The sequence below is a fragment of the Frankia sp. QA3 genome (assembly GCF_000262465.1).
GTDB lineage: Bacteria > Actinomycetota > Actinomycetes > Frankiales > Frankiaceae > Frankia.
The window spans coordinates 7,027,440-7,043,226 of the sequence record NZ_CM001489.1 but is presented as its reverse complement, the minus strand read 5'-3'; the positions used below and the strand labels follow the sequence as shown (position 1 = coordinate 7,043,226).

General features: G+C 73.6%; 12 protein-coding genes and 1 pseudogene. 7 read left to right on the top strand and 6 right to left on the bottom strand.

Annotation, left to right across the window (positions count from 1 at the left end):
- Nucleotides 1–4: 4 nt before the first annotated feature.
- The 3 genes from FRAQA3DRAFT_RS28765 (at nt 5) to FRAQA3DRAFT_RS28755 (ending at nt 3,739) form a co-directional block, all read left to right on the top strand.
- Entirely contained in the window at nt 5–1,159 is a 1,155-nt protein-coding gene (locus FRAQA3DRAFT_RS28765) for an esterase-like activity of phytase family protein (RefSeq protein WP_009742574.1), read from the top strand.
- 524 nt (nt 1,160–1,683) lie between these two features.
- Complete coding sequence (locus FRAQA3DRAFT_RS28760) at nt 1,684–3,027, top strand: ATP-binding protein (protein ID WP_009742573.1); 1,344 nt, start codon at nt 1,684–1,686, stop codon at nt 3,025–3,027.
- A gap of 157 nt (nt 3,028–3,184) precedes the next feature.
- Nucleotides 3,185–3,739, top strand: a complete 555-nt coding sequence (locus tag FRAQA3DRAFT_RS28755) for a flavoprotein (protein WP_035923706.1) — start codon at nt 3,185–3,187, stop codon at nt 3,737–3,739.
- Nucleotides 3,740–3,793: 54 nt separating this feature from the next.
- Here the strand turns inward: FRAQA3DRAFT_RS28755 and FRAQA3DRAFT_RS28750 are convergent, their stop codons facing one another.
- The 4 genes from FRAQA3DRAFT_RS28750 to FRAQA3DRAFT_RS28735 all read right to left on the bottom strand — a co-directional run bounded on the left by FRAQA3DRAFT_RS28750 (nt 3,794) and on the right by FRAQA3DRAFT_RS28735 (nt 9,046).
- Entirely contained in the window at nt 3,794–4,903 is a 1,110-nt protein-coding gene (locus FRAQA3DRAFT_RS28750) for a hypothetical protein (protein WP_009742571.1), read from the bottom strand.
- 336 nt (nt 4,904–5,239) lie between these two features.
- Complete coding sequence (locus FRAQA3DRAFT_RS28745) at nt 5,240–6,640, bottom strand: sensor histidine kinase (RefSeq protein ID WP_232291814.1); 1,401 nt, start codon at nt 6,638–6,640, stop codon at nt 5,240–5,242.
- A 290-nt stretch (nt 6,641–6,930) separates the two neighbouring features.
- Nucleotides 6,931–7,773: a CoA ester lyase gene (locus FRAQA3DRAFT_RS28740; protein ID WP_051054673.1), complete on the bottom strand. Its 843-nt coding sequence runs from the start codon at nt 7,771–7,773 to the stop codon at nt 6,931–6,933.
- A gap of 421 nt (nt 7,774–8,194) precedes the next feature.
- Nucleotides 8,195–9,046 carry a glucose 1-dehydrogenase gene (locus tag FRAQA3DRAFT_RS28735; protein ID WP_009742568.1) on the bottom strand — a complete coding sequence of 284 codons (852 nt, stop codon included), beginning with the start codon at nt 9,044–9,046 and terminating at the stop codon, nt 8,195–8,197.
- Between the two features lie 45 nt (nt 9,047–9,091).
- Between FRAQA3DRAFT_RS28735 and FRAQA3DRAFT_RS28730 the strand changes: the two genes are divergently transcribed.
- A complete protein-coding gene (locus tag FRAQA3DRAFT_RS28730) occupies nt 9,092–9,514 on the top strand; it encodes a MerR family transcriptional regulator (protein WP_009742567.1) in 423 nt (140 codons plus the stop codon).
- Nucleotides 9,515–9,600: 86 nt separating this feature from the next.
- Nucleotides 9,601–10,644, top strand: a complete 1,044-nt coding sequence (locus tag FRAQA3DRAFT_RS28725) for an alpha/beta fold hydrolase (protein WP_232291812.1) — start codon at nt 9,601–9,603, stop codon at nt 10,642–10,644.
- 104 nt (nt 10,645–10,748) lie between these two features.
- Here FRAQA3DRAFT_RS28725 and FRAQA3DRAFT_RS28720 read toward each other — a convergent pair whose 3' ends face one another.
- Together FRAQA3DRAFT_RS28720 and FRAQA3DRAFT_RS28715 are read right to left on the bottom strand one after the other, a co-directional pair.
- A complete protein-coding gene (locus FRAQA3DRAFT_RS28720; RefSeq protein ID WP_232291811.1) occupies nt 10,749–11,432 on the bottom strand; it encodes a M50 family metallopeptidase in 684 nt (227 codons plus the stop codon).
- 251 nt (nt 11,433–11,683) lie between these two features.
- Nucleotides 11,684–13,015: pseudogene (locus FRAQA3DRAFT_RS28715) on the bottom strand (AMP-binding protein).
- A gap of 385 nt (nt 13,016–13,400) precedes the next feature.
- Here FRAQA3DRAFT_RS28715 and FRAQA3DRAFT_RS28710 point away from each other — a divergent pair.
- Together FRAQA3DRAFT_RS28710 and FRAQA3DRAFT_RS28705 are read left to right on the top strand one after the other, a co-directional pair.
- Nucleotides 13,401–14,447, top strand: coding sequence for an aldo/keto reductase (locus FRAQA3DRAFT_RS28710; RefSeq protein ID WP_009742564.1), 1,047 nt, complete (start codon nt 13,401–13,403; stop codon nt 14,445–14,447).
- A 281-nt stretch (nt 14,448–14,728) separates the two neighbouring features.
- On the top strand, nt 14,729–15,787 hold the full coding sequence (locus FRAQA3DRAFT_RS28705) for an ATP-binding cassette domain-containing protein (protein ID WP_083873699.1): 1,059 nt from the start codon (nt 14,729–14,731) through the stop codon (nt 15,785–15,787).

Below are 15,787 nucleotides of genomic sequence, written 5' to 3'. Positions count from 1 at the left end.
CGCTATGGCGCCGACCCGTCGCATCGTCCTGGCCACCGCCGCGGCGGCGGCACTGGCGTGTTCCGCCGTCTCGACGGCAGCCGCATCGACGACCACCTCCACTCCCGCAGTGGCCGGTGCCGCCACGGCGTCGGCGTCGGTGCCGGGCGGCCCGCGGGAGAGGGCCTGCCCGCCGGGGGCGGTCGCGGTGGGGTTCAGCGACGCGCTGGACAAGGCGTCGATCGACGGCGTGGCGGTCGGGGGGCTGTCGGGGCTCGCCGCGGATCGGCGCGGCGGCGGGTACGTGGCGGTCCAGGACCACAGCGGGACGGAGCCGGCGCGGCTGTTCTTCGTCCGCGACCCGCGCCACCCCGAGCTGACCGGCACGCTCACCCTGCGCCGCCCGGACGGCACCCCCTACGACGCGACGAGCTTCGACGGCGAGGGCGTCGCCGTCCTGCCGGACGGGCGGTTCCTGGTCAGCTCGGAGACGGAGCCGTCGGTGCGGGTGTTCGGGCGGGACGGCCGGCAGGCCGGGGAGCTGCCCGTGCCGGCCCGGTTCGCGGTCGCACCGGCCGGCGAGGCGAAGGCGAACGCCACCCTGGAGGGCCTGTCGGTCGCGCCGTCGGGCCGGTTCGTCTACGCGGCGATGGAGGGCACGCTCGCCGGGGACGCCCCGACCGGGGGCGGGCAGGCCCGATTCCGCCGAATCCTCGTCTACGCCGCCGACTCCGGCGCGCCCGGCGGGTTCCGGCTGGTCCGCCAGCTCGGCTATCAGGTCGACCCGGGCAACCGGATCGCCGAGGCGACGGCCTACGGCGACGGGCGGCTGGTCGTGCTGGAGGCGTCGTTCACGCCGAACGTCGGCAACACCGCCACCCTCTACGCCGTCACCGGCGCCGACCGGGCCCCGGACGTCAGCGGCGTCGCCGACCTCGCCACCGCGCCGGCCGCCGACATCGTGGGCAAGCGACCGGTCGCCGACCTCGTCCGCTGCCCGGCCCTCGGCGCGACCAGCCGGGAACCGCAGCTCAACCCGCTGCTCGACAACTACGAGGGCCTCGCCGTCGCCGCGCCGCCCGCCGGCCGCGGACCGGCCACGCTCACCCTGATCAGCGACGACAACCTCGCCCCCGCCCAGATCACCCGGGTGCTCACCCTCGCCGCGCCGCTGCCCTGACTGCCCCCGCCGACCTCGCAGACGCCGACCTCGCAGACGCGGACCTCGCAGACGCGGACGCGACGCTCGGCGCGCACCGCGGCGAACTCCCCACCCCACGCCGACGCCGATCCCCCGGCGATCCCCCGCCGGACATCCGTCGATCACCCGTCGATCCCACCCATCCGGGGGCGCCAGGAAGGAATGGTCTCCCCCGGACGGGCGTGGCGGGGTCCACGATGCGGGCGCCCGAAGGAGCGTCGCCGGCCCGCCCGTCGAAGGTGCCTGGCGAGCAGCGTCACCACCACGCGGCGCCGCGCGTCCACCAGCGTCTGCGCAGCCGGCCGGGCGGTTTCTCCGGCCGCCGACCAGCGCCGCGGCGACCCTGCCCGGGGGAGCACCCTCGGGCACACAGACTGCCTTCGTCAACGGGTGCCGGTCCCAAGGTCCCCCCACAAAGCTCCATCAGTCCTGGCGGGTTCGCCGCAAACGCCAAGGCAGAGTCGTCTCGACGATCCGTCGGTGACCGACCTGAAGGAGCCAGCGTGCCCATCTGGCACATCCGTCCCTACGAGACCGTCGACTACGCGGCGACCGTGCGGCTGCTCGAGGAGGTGCGCAGCACGCCGGGCGGACCGCCGATCAACCTGACCGACACCGTGCTGGCGCTGCGGCACGAGCCGCCCGACACCGAGTCCCCGGCGGTGGTCGCCGTCGCGGGCGAGCACATCGTGGGGGCCGCGGTCGGGCGCAAGGAGGGCGGCGCGGGTCGGGTCCTCACGGTCGCCATCGCGCCGGCCTGGCGCCACCACGGCATCGGCTCCGGCCTGCTGCAGAGCGTGGAGAACCTGCTCCTGCACACCGGCTGCCGGCGGATCACCACGCTGATCACCCCCGGCCAGTCCGGGGAGGAGGCGTTCCTCAACCGTGGCTTCGTCGCCACCGGGCAGGTGCTCTACGACAAGCAGATCCCGCTGCGCCCGGCGGACGTGTCGACCGTCGAGCGCTGGGGTGGGGCGCTGCTGAGCACATCCGAGTGGTCCAACCTCGCGGGCATGGAGGATGAGCGCCAGCTCATCGAGCAGCGGCTGCTGCTGCCGGTGCGGGAGCGGGAGCTGGCCGAGGCCTACGGCGTGGTCATCCCCACGGCGATGCTGCTGTTCGGGCCGCCCGGGACCGGCAAGACGTCGTTCGCCCGCGCGGTCGCCGCGCGGCTGGAGTGGCCGTTCGTCGAGCTGCTGCCGTCGCGGCTGGCCTCGGGGGCGGCCGGGCTCGCCGCGGAGCTGCGCTCGGCGATCAACGACCTGATGGGCGTCGAACGCGTCGTCGTGTTCATCGACGAGGTCGACGAGATCGCCCAGTCCCGCGAGACGCGGCCGGAGAACCAGTCGGTCGTCAACGAGCTGCTCAAGGCGATCCCGCTGTTCCGCGGGGTGCAGGGCCGGCTGCTGATCTGCGCGACGAACGCGGTGTCGGCGCTGGACCCGGCGTTCGTCCGGCCCGGCCGGTTCGACCTGGTGCTCCCGGTCGGGCCGCCCGACGCCACCGGGCGCCGCGTGCTGCTGAAGGGGCTGCTGGAACGGGTCGCCAACAAGGCGGAGATCGACCTGGACGCGGTGGTGGCCGCGACCGACCTGTTCACCCCGGCAGACCTCTCCGCGGTCGTGCAGCGCTCGGCCGCGGCGGCCTTCCACCGGGCCGCGGACAGCAGCTGGCTGCACGGCAAGTCCGGCTCGGACGCGGCCGGCCCGGAAGGTGGCCAGAGCCCCGCCGCCACCCCGCTGGGCACCACGGACCTGCTCGACGCCGCCCGGCAGGCCCGCCCGACGATCAGCCTGACCGAGCTCGACCGCTTCCGCCGCGACGCGGAGGCGTTCACCCGGATCTGACCGCACCCCTGCCGGTAGCCGGGTGCGGCGGGACCTTCGGACCATCCGCACCCGACGTTCGGCAGCCCCGCCCGGAAAGCGGCCGAACCGGCGGGAGAATGGCGGCTGGAACGAATACTTCCAGTTTCTCCGTGGCCTCGAGATGGGTTTCTTCGCCATGACTGTCGGAAATCGCGCGCTCTACATCGTCGTCTGCGGTGGCGGGTATCCCGCCGACGACCTCCCCGTCTTCGTCAAACAGGCGCAGGCCACCGGCTGGGACATCCGGGTCGTCGCCACCCCGTCGTCGCTGAAGTTCATCGACACCGGGCTGCTCGCCGGTCTCACCGGCCACGGGGTACGCAGCGAGTACGCGCTGGTGGAGGACGACAACGAGGAACGTCCGGTACCCGATGCCATCGTGGTGGCACCGGCCACCTTCAACACGGTGAACAAGTTCGCGGGCGGGATCTCGGACACCCTCGCGCTGAGCCTGCTCAACGAGACCATCTGCTCGGGAATCCCCATCATCATCGGGCTGCCGCCGAACCCGACCCACGCGAAGCATCCCGCGTTCCTCGCGAACATCGCGACCCTGCGGTCCTGGGGCGTGCAGGTGATCTTCGAATACGAGGGCATCGTGCTGGAGAACATCCCCGACATCGAGGGGTGGAAGGCCCTGTTCCCCTGGCAGAAGCTCCTCGACGCCCTCGAGGCCGCGAAGAGCTCCTGACGAACGGGCGGCGGCCACGTGATCGGGTGACCGTGCGAGAGATCTTCCGTACGGTCACCCGGATGTCGGTGGCTGGCCGGTCGTCGGCGCCGTCGCGGCGGCCCCGGTCCGCAGGCCGGTGCGGAAGGCCGCACCGGCCAGGAGCAGCAGTCCGACGCCGGCCCAGACCACGAGGCAGACGACGCCCGAGGCGATGCCGCGGCCGTCGAAGTACTGGACGCCGCGCAGCACCGACAGGCCGCCGCCATGGGGGAAGTACGGGGTCAGCGCGGCGTAGAAGTCGTTGAGCAACGGCCGACCCACCGGCCCGCCCGCGCTGGGGTTGCCGAGAATCGTCAGCGTCAACGTGAGCACGATGGAAGCCAGCGTTCCGAAACGCGACGCAACGCCCGTGCAGGCCAGGCAGATCGCCGTCGTGTATCCCCAGAGCACTCCGAACAGCGGTACGGGATGGCCGGCCAGCGCGCCGTACACGCCGTCGACGAACACCGTGGCCGCCAGGCTGAGCAGGCCGGTGAAGAACATCAGGAATCCGACCCGCCACCCCATGTGCCGGAGATTGCGCACGGTCCCCAGGACGCGCCCCAGCACCGTGGCGCCGAGCGCGCTCCCGATCGCCAGGAAGACGATGGCGTAGAACTCGATCGTTCCGCTGGGATTGCCCGACGAGGTCGGGGCCAGGTCCGTGACGGTCAACGTCGTCCCGCTCGCGGCGGCGAACCGCTGGCCCACCTGGACCAGCGCCGTCTGGACGGAACGCGAGCCACCGCTCGCGACCAGCAGTGTGGCCGAGTCCGCATTGGTGAACGCCAGCGCTCCGTACACATCGCGATGCTCGACCGCCCGTCGGGCCGCGGCCAGGTCGTCGACCTGACGGACATCGAGTGCGGGTGAGGCGTCGAGCTGATCGGCGACCGCCTGCGGTGCCGCCACCGCGAAGCTGATGTCGTGCGGGGAGACCTTCCCGAAGGCACTTGCGTAGCTGCACATCAAAATCATGACGACGGCGATCAGGGCGAGGGAGGCGATGAGGCCGTTACGCAGCGGCTCGAGGGAGCCCGGACCCTCCTCCTGCAGCGGGCCGCCGGCAATGGTCTCGGCGGCGGCATGACGCTGCGCCGGCGCCGGCGTTCCCTCGAGGACCTCGCGCTGTCCGTCAGCCATGCAATCCCATCCCGTCCATTTGTCGAAAATCACAATCGGTACGATCACCGGTGCCGGTCACCGGCTCGGAACAGCTACGACCCTAATCCCGCCGCCCGCGGCGGGCGCGGGCGAGCACCGGGCCGGTCCATTCCGCCGCGCAGCGCACCGGAGACCATCCGAGAGCCGTGCGTCAAGGCGATCTCCGGCGCTGCTGGGCGCGACGAAAACCGGCTCGTCATCGACACCCGTCGATTCATCGGGAATCTTTGAAGACCCCGAAGAAGTCGGATCTCCGCGAACTACGGCGTCAAGGCGCCGGTTCCCCGGGGGCGGATGCCAACGGCAGTGAACCGCTCACGCGTGCAGCGGCAGGTCGAGGGTCACGGTGGTCGGGCCGCCGGCCGGGCTGGTGAGGCTGAGCCAGCCGTCCACGGTGTGGACGCGTTCCACCAGACCCGCGAGCCCCCCGGTGCCCCCGGGAGCGATGCGCGCGCCGCCGGCACCGTCGTCGCCGACGGCGACGCGCACCCGCTTGGCCCGCCCGATGATGCTGACGTACGCCTGGCTGGCGTGGCTGTGCTTGGCGGCGTTGGCCAGCAGCTCGGCGACGCAGAAGTAGGCGATCGTCTCGATCGCCGCCGACGGGCGGTCCGGCAGGTCGACGCTCACCCGCACCGGCAGGGCACTGCTCGCGGTGAGGCTCGCGAGCGCGGCGTCAAGGCCCCGGTCGAGGATCGGCGGGTGGATCCCGCGGGCGAGGTTGCGCAGTTCGACGAGGGCTTCCTTGACATCGCGGTGGGCCGCGTCGACCAGCGTGCGGGTGGTGTCCAGATCGACGGCGTCCCCGTCGGCGGCGAGGTGCTCGCGGGCGACGCCGAGGTTCATCGCCATCGCCACCAGCCGGGCCTGCGCCCCGTCGTGCAGGTCACGTTCGATGCGGCGCAGCGCCGCGGCCGAGTCGTCGACGGCAGCGGCGCGGGTGCGTTCCAGGTCGCGCACCCGCTGCGCCGTGAGGGATCGCCGGGTCGGGCCGAGCAGGCCCCGGATCAGCAGCAGGTCCAGGTGCACCAGCCCGCGCACCGACCAGCGGGCGACGGCCAGCAGGAGCAGCCCGGTCACGGTCACCGCGGTGACGAGGGGGGCGGTGTCGAGGAAGAAGTCGGTGCCGAACGAGGCGCCGCGGTGCCCGTGACCATCGCCGTCGTGCTGCAACGGCAGGAACGGCCGCCACACCGGATAGCTGACCGCGCCCAGCGCATAGCTCCACAGCGCGGTCGAGACGATCCCGCTGATCAGCGACAGCGGGAACTTCAGCAGCAGGTAGGGCAGGGCCCGCCAGCCGACCGTGTCGCCCAGCCCGGCCCGGATCCAGCCGAGCGCGCCGGGGCGTCGCGGCCGGAACGGGCGCGGGGCGGCAACGCCCGCGCCGAGCAGCCCGGTGGCCAGCCGCCGGTTCACCTCGCCGAGCCGGCGGGCGCCGACGAGCAGGGCCGCCAGCAGCGGCAGGCCGACGACGGTGGCGGCGAGGCTGGCGCCGGCGGAGATCGCGACGACCGCGTAGACGAAGCCGAGGACGCCCAGCGGCAGGCCGACCAGGGTGTAGGCGAACTCCCGGTGCCCCCGCCAGCGCCGCGGACGTCCGCCCGGCGGCAGACCGCCCCCGTGCCCATCGTCCGGCGGCAGGCCACCGGCGGCCCCCGGCCAGTGCGGCGGTCCAGGCTCCCGCGAGGGGACGGGAGGCGGTGGGGTGGTCATGGTCATCGGCGCCTTCGGAAGCAGTGTGTCACGGCTCGGTCGCCCACGAACACGGTTCCGCGGAACACCCGGTCCCCGTGGGGACGCCTCCCAGCCTGCCGCCGTGCCCGCGGCGTTCCCAGCCGGTACGCCCACCACTCGGCTTCGGGTTATCCCGACCCACCCCCGCCCCGCTCAGAGCGCCGAGGCCAGCCGGCGCACGGGAAACTCGGGGGCGGGCAGGTACGAGCCACCGCACGAAGGTCCGCGGCGGGCGGCCGAGCAGCGCGCCTCGACGGCGAGCCTCGCCGCTAGCGGGCGGCGGTGAGCTCGGCGATGGCGGCGTCGACGGCGAGCAGCCGGCGGGCGTTGTCCACGTGCAGGTTCTCGATCATTCGACCGTTGACGGTGACGACGCCCCGGCCCGCGGCCGCCGCGTCCTCCCAGGCCCGCACGATCTGCGCGGCCTCGGCGAGCTGCTCGTCGGACGGCGAGAACGCCTGGTTGCAGGGCTCCACCTGGCCGGGATGGATCAGGGTCTTGCCGTCGAAGCCCAACTCACGGCCCTGCCGGCACTCGGCGGCGAACCCCTCGGCGTCGCGAACGTCGTTGTAGACGCCGTCGAGGATCGCCTTACCGCTGGCCCGCGCCGCCAGCAGGCACAGCCCCAGGCCGGTCAGCAGCGGCGCCCGGCCGGGCACATGCTCGGCGCGCAGCTCGTTGGCCAGGTCGTTGGTGCCCATGACGAGCACGGCCAGCCGCGGCGAGGACCGGGCGATCTCCAGGGCGCGCAGCATCGCGATCGGCGTCTCGACCATCGCCCAGATCAGGGTGTGGTCCGGCGCCCCGGCGGCGACCAGGTCCCGCTCGACGGCGTGCACGTCCTCGGGCGAGCCGATCTTCGGCACGACGACGGCGTCCGGCCCCGCCTGGGCGGCGGCGCGCAGGTCGTCGGCGTGCCAGGGGGTGTCACGGCCGTTGATCCGGATCGCCACCTCGCGGCGGCCGTAGGCGCCGGCGGCCACGGCGGCACAGACCCGCTCGCGCGCGTCCTGCTTGGCGCTTGGAGCGACGGCGTCCTCCAGGTCGAGGATGAGCGCGTCGGCCGGCAGGCCCTTCGCCTTCTCCAGCGCCCGCTCGTTCGCCCCCGGCATGTACAGCACCGACCGGCGCGGCCGGTAGTCCGCCGGCGCTGTGGTCCCCTCGGCTGTCACCGCGTCCCTCCCGTCCCGCGCCCGGTCCCGTCCGAACCCGGTCGACGCTCCGACGACCGGCGAACCCGGTCGACGCTCCGACGACCGGCGAACCCGGTCCCCGACTCGGCCACACCGGTGGATTCCGGTCGAGGACACGGCGGCCTCACCCTACTGGCCCGGGAGCCGGGACGGCGGGCCACGACCCCGGACCGGGCCACTCCTCATCGGGCCTCGCCGCGTTGTCGGGCCTCGCCGCGCTGTCGGGCCTCGCCGCGTTGTCGGGCCTCGCCGCGTTGTCGGGCCTCGCCGCGTTGTCGGGCCTCGCCGCGTTGTCGGGCCTCGCCGCGTTGTCGGGCCTCGCCGCGCTCCGGACCCACGCTCAGACGAGGCCGCCCGCGGCGACGATGGCCTGTCCCGTCACCCACCGGGCGTCGTCCCCTGCCAGGAAGGCCACGACGTCGGCGATGTCCCGGGCCTCGCCGATCCGGCCGAGCGGCGTCGCGGCGACGAACGCGTCGAGGTTCGCCCGGACGTCGGCGGACAGACCGTCGGTGTCGACGAGCCCGGGCAGCACCGTGTTGACGGTGATCCGGCGCGGGCCGAGTTCCCGGGACAGCGACCGCGCCATCTGCTCGACGGCCGCCTTCGTCCCGGCGTAGACGCCGACGTTCGGGTAGGTGGCCAGGGTGTAGCCGGTGGAGATGTTGACGATGCGGCCGCCGTCACGCAGGCGGCGGGCGGCCAGGCGCAGGGCGAGGAACGTGCCCCGGACGTTGACGGCGAACAGCCGGTCGAAGGTGTCCTCGTCGAGGTCGGCTGTCGGGGCGACCGCCGTGATGCCCGCGTTGTTGACGAGGATGTCCACCCCGCCGAACGTCTCCTCGGCTGCGGTGAACAACGCCTCGGGGCCGCCGCGGTCGCCCAGGTCGGCGCGGACGGCCACGGCCCGGCCACCGGCGTCGGCAATGCCCGCGACCACTTCACGGGCCGCGGTGGCGCTGGTGTGCCAGTTGACGACGACGGCGGCACCGTCGGCCGCGAGCCGGCGCGCCACGGCCCGCCCGATGCCGCGCGAGGCGGCCGTGACCACGGCGACCTTCCCGACCAGCGGGTATGCACACGGGCCGCGGTCCGCCGGCGTCAGCGGCGGCTGTTCGGTGGGCGGCATGGACGCCGAGTCGGCGGATTCGCTCAATGAGCTGCTCATGGTCGCGACGGTAAAGTCTGACATCAATGTGAAAGTCAAGGCCGCCCGGGTCGAGGGAAGAGGATCAGGATGCGCATCGGTGAGCTGGCCCGGCGGACGGCCGTGAGCGAGCGGCTGCTGCGCTACTACGAGGAGCAGGGGCTGCTGCACCCGGCGCGCCTGGCCAGCGGCTACCGGGTGTACGCCGAGTCGGATGTGGACCAGGTCCGCCGGATCCGCACGCTGCTGTCCGCCGGCCTGCCCACCACGCTGATCGCCCAGGTGCTGCCGTGCGTGCGGGAGGACGGGGGCCGCCTGGTACCGTGCGCCGGCCTGGTCGCGGACCTCACCCGGGAGCGGGCCCGGATCGACGCGAGAATCGACGATCTCGCCGCGTCCCGCCGGGTCCTCAACACGGTGATCATTGCCGGCGAGACCGAGCCTTACGACGTCGAGCCGCCGCCCGGCCGCGGGAGCGCCCGGCCCGCCGGGAGGCCGACCTCGACGGGGTGAGGCCGACCCCGCCCAGTGAGACCGACCCTGCCCAGTGAGGCCGACCCTGCCCAGTGAGGCCGACCCCGCCCAGTGAAGATGTGCGGGTGGTCAGTGCGAGCGGGTGGCGGCTGCCGGTGGCGGCGGGACTGGATCTGCACGTCGAGGACGTGCGGCCGGACGACGGCCCGCCCGGTGCGTGGCCACCCGAAGACCCGCGGCCCGGCGAGACGCTGCCGCCCGGCGAGAAGCCGCCGTCCGGCGAGAAGCTGCCGCCCAGCGGACCACAACCGCCCCGCGAGACGCGTCCGGTCGGCGCCCCGCGCGCCGGGGTCGGCGCCGACGGCAGCCCGGTCGTGCTGGTCCACGGCATCGCCGGCAGCACCGCGGACTGGGCGGCGGTGGCAGCCGACCTGGCGACGTCGCGCCGCGTGATCGCCTATGACCATCGGGGGCACGGCGCAAGCGGCCGGGCGCCCGGCGGGCGGGCGGGCTACTCCTTCGGCCTGCTCCTCGCCGACCTCACCGCCCTGATCGCGACGCTCGGGCCGGCCGGGGTCCATCTCGTCGGCCATTCGCTGGGCGGGGTGATCGCGTTGCGGTACGCGCTGGATCATCCGGGCCGCGTGCGCTCCCTCGTGCTCGTCGACACCGCGGCCGCCCCGGCCACCGGGCCGGTCGCGAAGCGGATCGTGGCCGCGGTGCTGGAGGGGGTGGCGGCGATCGCGTCGGGCACCGGCCCCGCCCATGCCGACGGCCGCAGTGGTGGCACCGCGGACGGGCCGGTGGGCGCGGCGGAGGTCAGTGGCAGCGTGGGCGCGGTCCACGACCATCGCAGTCCCGCACAGCGCCAGGTGGAGGGGCTCGGTCAGGCGGACCCGGATGCGCTCGCCGCGCTGGGCCGGGAACTCGGCGACTATCCCTCGCTCGTCCCCCGGCTCGGCGAGATCACCGTGCCGACGACCGTCATCGTCGGCGAGCACGACTCCACGTTGCGCGCGGGCGCGCGGACCCTGGCGCACGGCATCCCGGCCGCCCATCTCGCCGTGATCGCCGGCGCCGACCACAGCCCCCAGGTCAGCCGTCCGCTCGCGTGGCTGGCCGCCGTCGACGACCACTTCGCCCGCGTCGAGGCGGCCGCGGCCGGCTGATGGGGCCCTGTCCCTCTGCTGATCCGGAGGCTTTCGTGCCCGTTTCGTCCCTCTGGATAGCTGGATATGCGGGCTGGTGAGGCAGGAAGGCCGGGACGGGGAGGTCAGGCGAGCAGGAGGGTCGCGCCCTTCAGGGCGCACCACAGGCTGACCGCGGCGAAGGCGAGGACCCAGAGCAGGGCGGGGAGGTGGGTGCTCGCCGCCAGTTTGTCGGCGTCCGAGCCGACCGCGCCGCGCCGGCGGGCCCGGTGCAGGTCCAGCACCGACCGCGGGCCGGAGAACAGCAGCAGCCAGGTGAGCAGGTAGGCGTACCAGGTCTGGACCCAGCCCGGGGCGTACCGGCCGGCGAGGATCAGCGAGGCGCCGACCGCGACGACGACCAGTTCCCCGAAGCCGTTGCGCATCACGAGCAGCAACGCGGCGAGCGCCACCACCGCCAGGATGAGCACGGCCGTGACCTTGCCCGCCGCCAGCAGCCGCGCCGAGCAGACTCCGATCAGGGAGGGGAAGACGTAACCCGCCGCCCGCGTCGCGAACAACCCGACGCCGCGACGCCGGCCGAACGAATACGTCAGACCACTGCCGTCGGACTCCACCCAGACGCCACCCACCCGCCGGCCAGCGAGAAAGGCCGCGAGGGCATGACCGCCCTCGTGGACCGCGGTGTCGAGATGCTCCGGCCACCTGCTGACCAGCACCGCCAGCAGCGCGAGCAGCCCGGTCAGGACGGCGACCGACCGCGGCGCCGCCGCACCGTCCAGCACGACGGCAACGGTGCCGCCCGCCACCCCGCCCACCATGCCCCCGAACGCCGCGCCGAATCTCCGGGCCGGCGCGGGCGCGTCGCCCCGAGCCCGGGGGCACCCGCCGCCGTGCCTGGTGCCCCTGACGCGGATGCGCCCGGCCACTGGTGCGCGGCCACCGCTCCCGCGTCCGGTCACGATCGTCCCGGCCCGATCCGGCCGATTCCCCGCCTTTTCCCGGTATCGCCGGAGTTCCGCGGCCGATGGGGCGTCTGGTGAACCCGCCCGCTCACGGATCAGACGGCGTTGAGGTACTGGTCGCGGAGCTGGCGCTTGACCAGCTTGCCGGTGGGAGTGCGCGGCAGGTCGTCGACGAAGTCGACCGTACGGGGGATCTTGAAGCCGGCGAGGCGGGGGCGCAGGAAGTCCAGCAGCTCGGCGGCGAGCTCGGGGCCCGGGGTGGCGGCCGGGGCGGGCTGGACGACGGCGACGACCCGCTCCCCCATCTCCTCGTCGGGCAGGCCGATGACCGCGACGTCGAGCACCTTGGGAAGAAGATCGTGCCGACCTGGCCGGTGGGCAGCTCGGCGCCGTCGTCACCGCAGATCCGGGCGATCCCCATCCCGGGGCGGCGGACCAAGCCGGGCTTGCGCAGCCATTCCTCGGTCGTGATGAACGTGGCGCCGGCCTTCTCCGTCGACGAGTAGTACTGGTAGATGATCGGCCCTCACCAGTCGATCATCGCCCGTTTCACCTCGGGCGGGCAGGGCGCCGCCGCGTGGACGGCGACCCGGTGACTGGACAGGTCGTACCTCGCCCGAACGGCCGGGGCGAGTTTGAGCATGCGGACGAACATCGTCGGCACCCACTGGCTGTGGGTGATGCGGTGGCGCTCGATCGCGGCGAGCGCGCCCTCGGCGTCGAAGCGGTCCATCAGCACGACCGTCCCGCCGTGGCGGTGCACCCAGCCGCCGAACCGCAGCGGCGCGGCGTGGTAGATCGGCGCAGGCGAGAGGTAGACGGTGTCGGGGCCGAAGGCGTACCTCGACCCGAACAGGGTGACCAGCGGATCGCCGGGTTCGTGGACCTCGCGGTCGGGCAGGTCGTCCCGAATCCCCTTGGGCCGGCCGGTGGTGCCGGACGAGTACAGCATGTCCGCGCCGCACGGCTGGTGGGGCAGCGGGCCGGCAGGCACCGAGGCCAGTGCCTCGTCGTACGAGCCGTACGTACTCGACGCACCCGCGTCCGCGCCGTAGACCAGCCGGAGCCCGACGCGGGGGGTCGCCTCGACGATCTGCTCGGCCACGTCGAGCATGGCGGCCGAGACGACGAGGCCGCGCGCCGCAGTCGTCGATGATGTAGGCGATCTCGCCCGCGACGAGGTGCCGGTTGACGGCCGTGATGTACAGGCCCGAGCGCAGCGCCGCCCAGAAGACCTCGAACGCCCGTGGGTCGTTGTCGGTGAGCAGAGCGAGATGGTCCCCGCGGCGCAGACCGGCCTCGTGCAGGCGGCGGGCGAGTCGGCTCGAGGCCTCCTCCAGCCTGCCGTAGGTGAGCACGGCACCCGTGCCGGCGACGATCACGGCCGGCTTGTCGGGGAACTGGTCGGCGAATGCCCCCGGGTACATGCGCTCTCCCTGATGCCGATACGGCGTGGCTGTTCGAGCGGCCCCCCTGCCAAGGTGGCAACCGTCACACCAGGGTCTCCATCACGCTATGTCAACACACTTCAACGCATAGACGCCGGGCGCAGCCCCCTGGGCCGGACCTCGCCACCCGGGGTTGACTTCGAGCGCACTCTCATCGTTACGGTCGGGTGCGGGGCGACGATCCCTGCTTGTCCGGAGCCCTCGGTGTCCGATTAATCCCGCGAGACAGCTGGATAGCTGGGATAACTGGGATAACGGGGATAGGCAGTGCGGGGAATAGGCAGTGCGGGGGGACGGGCGCGGCCGCGCGGGATCGGCGACGACACATGCAGGGTCAGCGACGACAGTGCAGGAGGCTCCATCCATGCGGTATCGCAAGCTCGCCCGGACCGGCGTCGAGGTCAGCACGCAGTGCCTGGGCGCCATGATGTTCGGTGCCTTCGGCAACACCGACCATGACGAGTGCGAACGCATCATCGGCCGCGCGCTCGACGCGGGCATCAACTTCATCGACACCGCCGACGTCTACTCGCAGGGCGAGAGCGAGCAGGTCGTCGGCAAGGCCATCAAGGGCCGCCGGGACGACATCGTCCTGGCCACCAAGTGCTTCAACCCGATGGGCGACGAGCGCAACCACCGCGGCGGCTCCCGGCGGTGGATCATCCGGGCCGTCGAGGACAGCCTGCGCCGTCTCGACACCGACTACATCGACCTGTACCAGGTGCACCGCCACGACTGGGACGTCGACCTGGAGGAGACCCTCGGCGCCCTGACCGACCTCGTCCACCAGGGCAAGGTCCGCTACCTGGGCTCGTCGTCGTTCCCCGCCGACTGGATCGTCGAGGCGCAGTGGGCCGCGCGCCGCCGCAACAGCGAGCGGTTCGTCTGCGAGCAGCCGCAGTACTCGATCTTCGCCCGGTCGATCGAGGAGGCCGTGCTGCCCGCGACGCTGCGCCACGACGTGGGCGTCATCCCGTGGAGCCCGCTGGCCGGTGGCTGGCTGACCGGCAAGTACCGGCGGGACACCGAGATCCCGACGGGCTCGCGCTACGGGTCGGAGGGTGTGTTCGCCCGCCGCCGCGGCGGTGCCGGGCTGGCCGAGGACCCGAGCACGCCCGCCCGGTACGACGCGGTGGAGGGGCTCGCCACCATCGCCGAGCAGGCCGGGATCTCGCTGACCCACCTGGCGCTGGCGTTCGTGGACAGCCACCCGGCGGTGACGTCGACGATCATCGGGCCGAAGACGCTGGCGCAGCTCGACGACGTGCTCGCCGGCGCCGACGTCACCCTCGACGCGACCACGCTCGACGCGATCGACAAGGTCGTCCCCCCGGGCACCGACATCGCCGGCGTCGAGCACTACAGCGGGAACCCGTCCCTGCGCCCCAAGGCCCGCCGCCGCACCGGCTGACCCCGCGCCGCGACCCTTGCCTTTCCACGGGGACACAACGGACGCGAAACCCTGTGGAAGGGCAAGGAAGGCGGGACCCCGGCAGGAACCGGGCCCGGCGCCGGGCCGGCGGGTCGGTGCCGGGGCCGGCGCCGGGCCGGCGGGTCGGTGCCGGGGCCGGCGGGTCGGTGCCGGGGCCGGCGGGTCGGTGTCAGCGAGCTGTCAGCGCGACGGCCGTGACACCCCCGCCGGCTCAACGGCGTCTCGCCAAACTGTCAGTGGCAGCCTGCAAGCTGATCGGCATGACGGTCAGACACGAACACTCCACTCCCGCGATCGTCGCCGAGGGGCTGGTCAAGCGCTACGGCGCGACGACGGCGCTCGCGGGCGTCGACCTGACCGTGCCGGCCGGCACGGTCTTCGGCCTGCTCGGCCCCAACGGTGCCGGCAAGACCACCGCGGTCCGCGTGCTGGCGACCCTGATCCGGCCGGACGCCGGGCGGGCGCTGGTCGGCGGGTACGACGTGCGCCACGACAGCCACCGGGTCCGCCAGCTCGTCGGGCTCACCGGGCAGTACGCGTCGGTGGACGAGATGCTCACCGGCCGCGAGAACCTGCTGATGATCGGCCGGTTGCTCGGGCTGTCCCGGTCCGCCGCGAAGGCCCGGGCCCGCGAGCTGCTCGCCGACTTCCGGCTCACCGAGTCCGCGGACCGGGCGGCGAGGACCTACTCCGGCGGCATGCGCCGGCGCCTCGACCTCGCCGCGAGCCTGGTCGGCCGCCCGCGGCTGCTGTTCCTCGACGAGCCGACCACCGGCCTGGACCCCCGCAGCCGCAACGAGATGTGGGACGTCGTGCGCGACCTGGTCGGCGGCCACGGCGTCACCGTGCTGCTCACGACGCAGTACCTCGAGGAGGCCGACCAGCTCGCCGACGACATCGCGGTCGTCGACCACGGGCGGATCATCGCCCACGGCTCGCCGGAGGCGTTGAAGAAGCAGACCGGCGCGCAGACCCTGGCGGTCCGCCCGGGGGACGCCGCCAACACGCCGCTGGTGGCGGCGACGGTGGCCGAGCTGGTCGGGGTGGCGCCGGACGTCGCGGGCAGCCTCGTCAGCGCCCGTGTCACCGACCCGGCCGTGCTACCGGCGCTCGTTCGCCGCCTCGACGACGCCGGCGTGACCGTCGGGGAGATCACCCTGCGCAGCTCCAGCCTGGACGAGGTGTTCCTCGCGCTGACCGGCCACCCGGCCACGGCCGGCTCGAACCCCACCGAGCCGACCTCCCCCACCGACGTGAACGGCGGCGAGCCGGCCGTCGACGACCCGGCCGCGCGAATTCCCGCGGCGACGAGGAGCTGA

Bases quoted from the DNA above. Each gene is read 5' to 3' on its own strand.
- FRAQA3DRAFT_RS28740 (WP_051054673.1), bottom strand. From the start codon at position 7,773: ATGCCGGGGGCGAACGAGCGGGCGCTGGAGAAGGCGAAGGGCCTGCCG.
- FRAQA3DRAFT_RS28735 (WP_009742568.1), bottom strand. From the start codon at position 9,046: ATGTCAGACTTTACCGTCGCGACCATGAGCAGCTCATTGAGCGAATCC.
- FRAQA3DRAFT_RS28750 (WP_009742571.1), bottom strand. From the start codon at position 4,903: ATGGCTGACGGACAGCGCGAGGTCCTCGAGGGAACGCCGGCGCCGGCG.
- FRAQA3DRAFT_RS28730 (WP_009742567.1), top strand. From the start codon at position 9,092: ATGCGCATCGGTGAGCTGGCCCGGCGGACGGCCGTGAGCGAGCGGCTG.
- FRAQA3DRAFT_RS28710 (WP_009742564.1), top strand. From the start codon at position 13,401: ATGCGGTATCGCAAGCTCGCCCGGACCGGCGTCGAGGTCAGCACGCAG.
- FRAQA3DRAFT_RS28745 (WP_232291814.1), bottom strand. From the start codon at position 6,640: ATGACCACCCCACCGCCTCCCGTCCCCTCGCGGGAGCCTGGACCGCCG.
- FRAQA3DRAFT_RS28755 (WP_035923706.1), top strand. From the start codon at position 3,185: ATGACTGTCGGAAATCGCGCGCTCTACATCGTCGTCTGCGGTGGCGGG.
- FRAQA3DRAFT_RS28765 (WP_009742574.1), top strand. From the start codon at position 5: ATGGCGCCGACCCGTCGCATCGTCCTGGCCACCGCCGCGGCGGCGGCA.
- FRAQA3DRAFT_RS28705 (WP_083873699.1), top strand. From the start codon at position 14,729: ATGACGGTCAGACACGAACACTCCACTCCCGCGATCGTCGCCGAGGGG.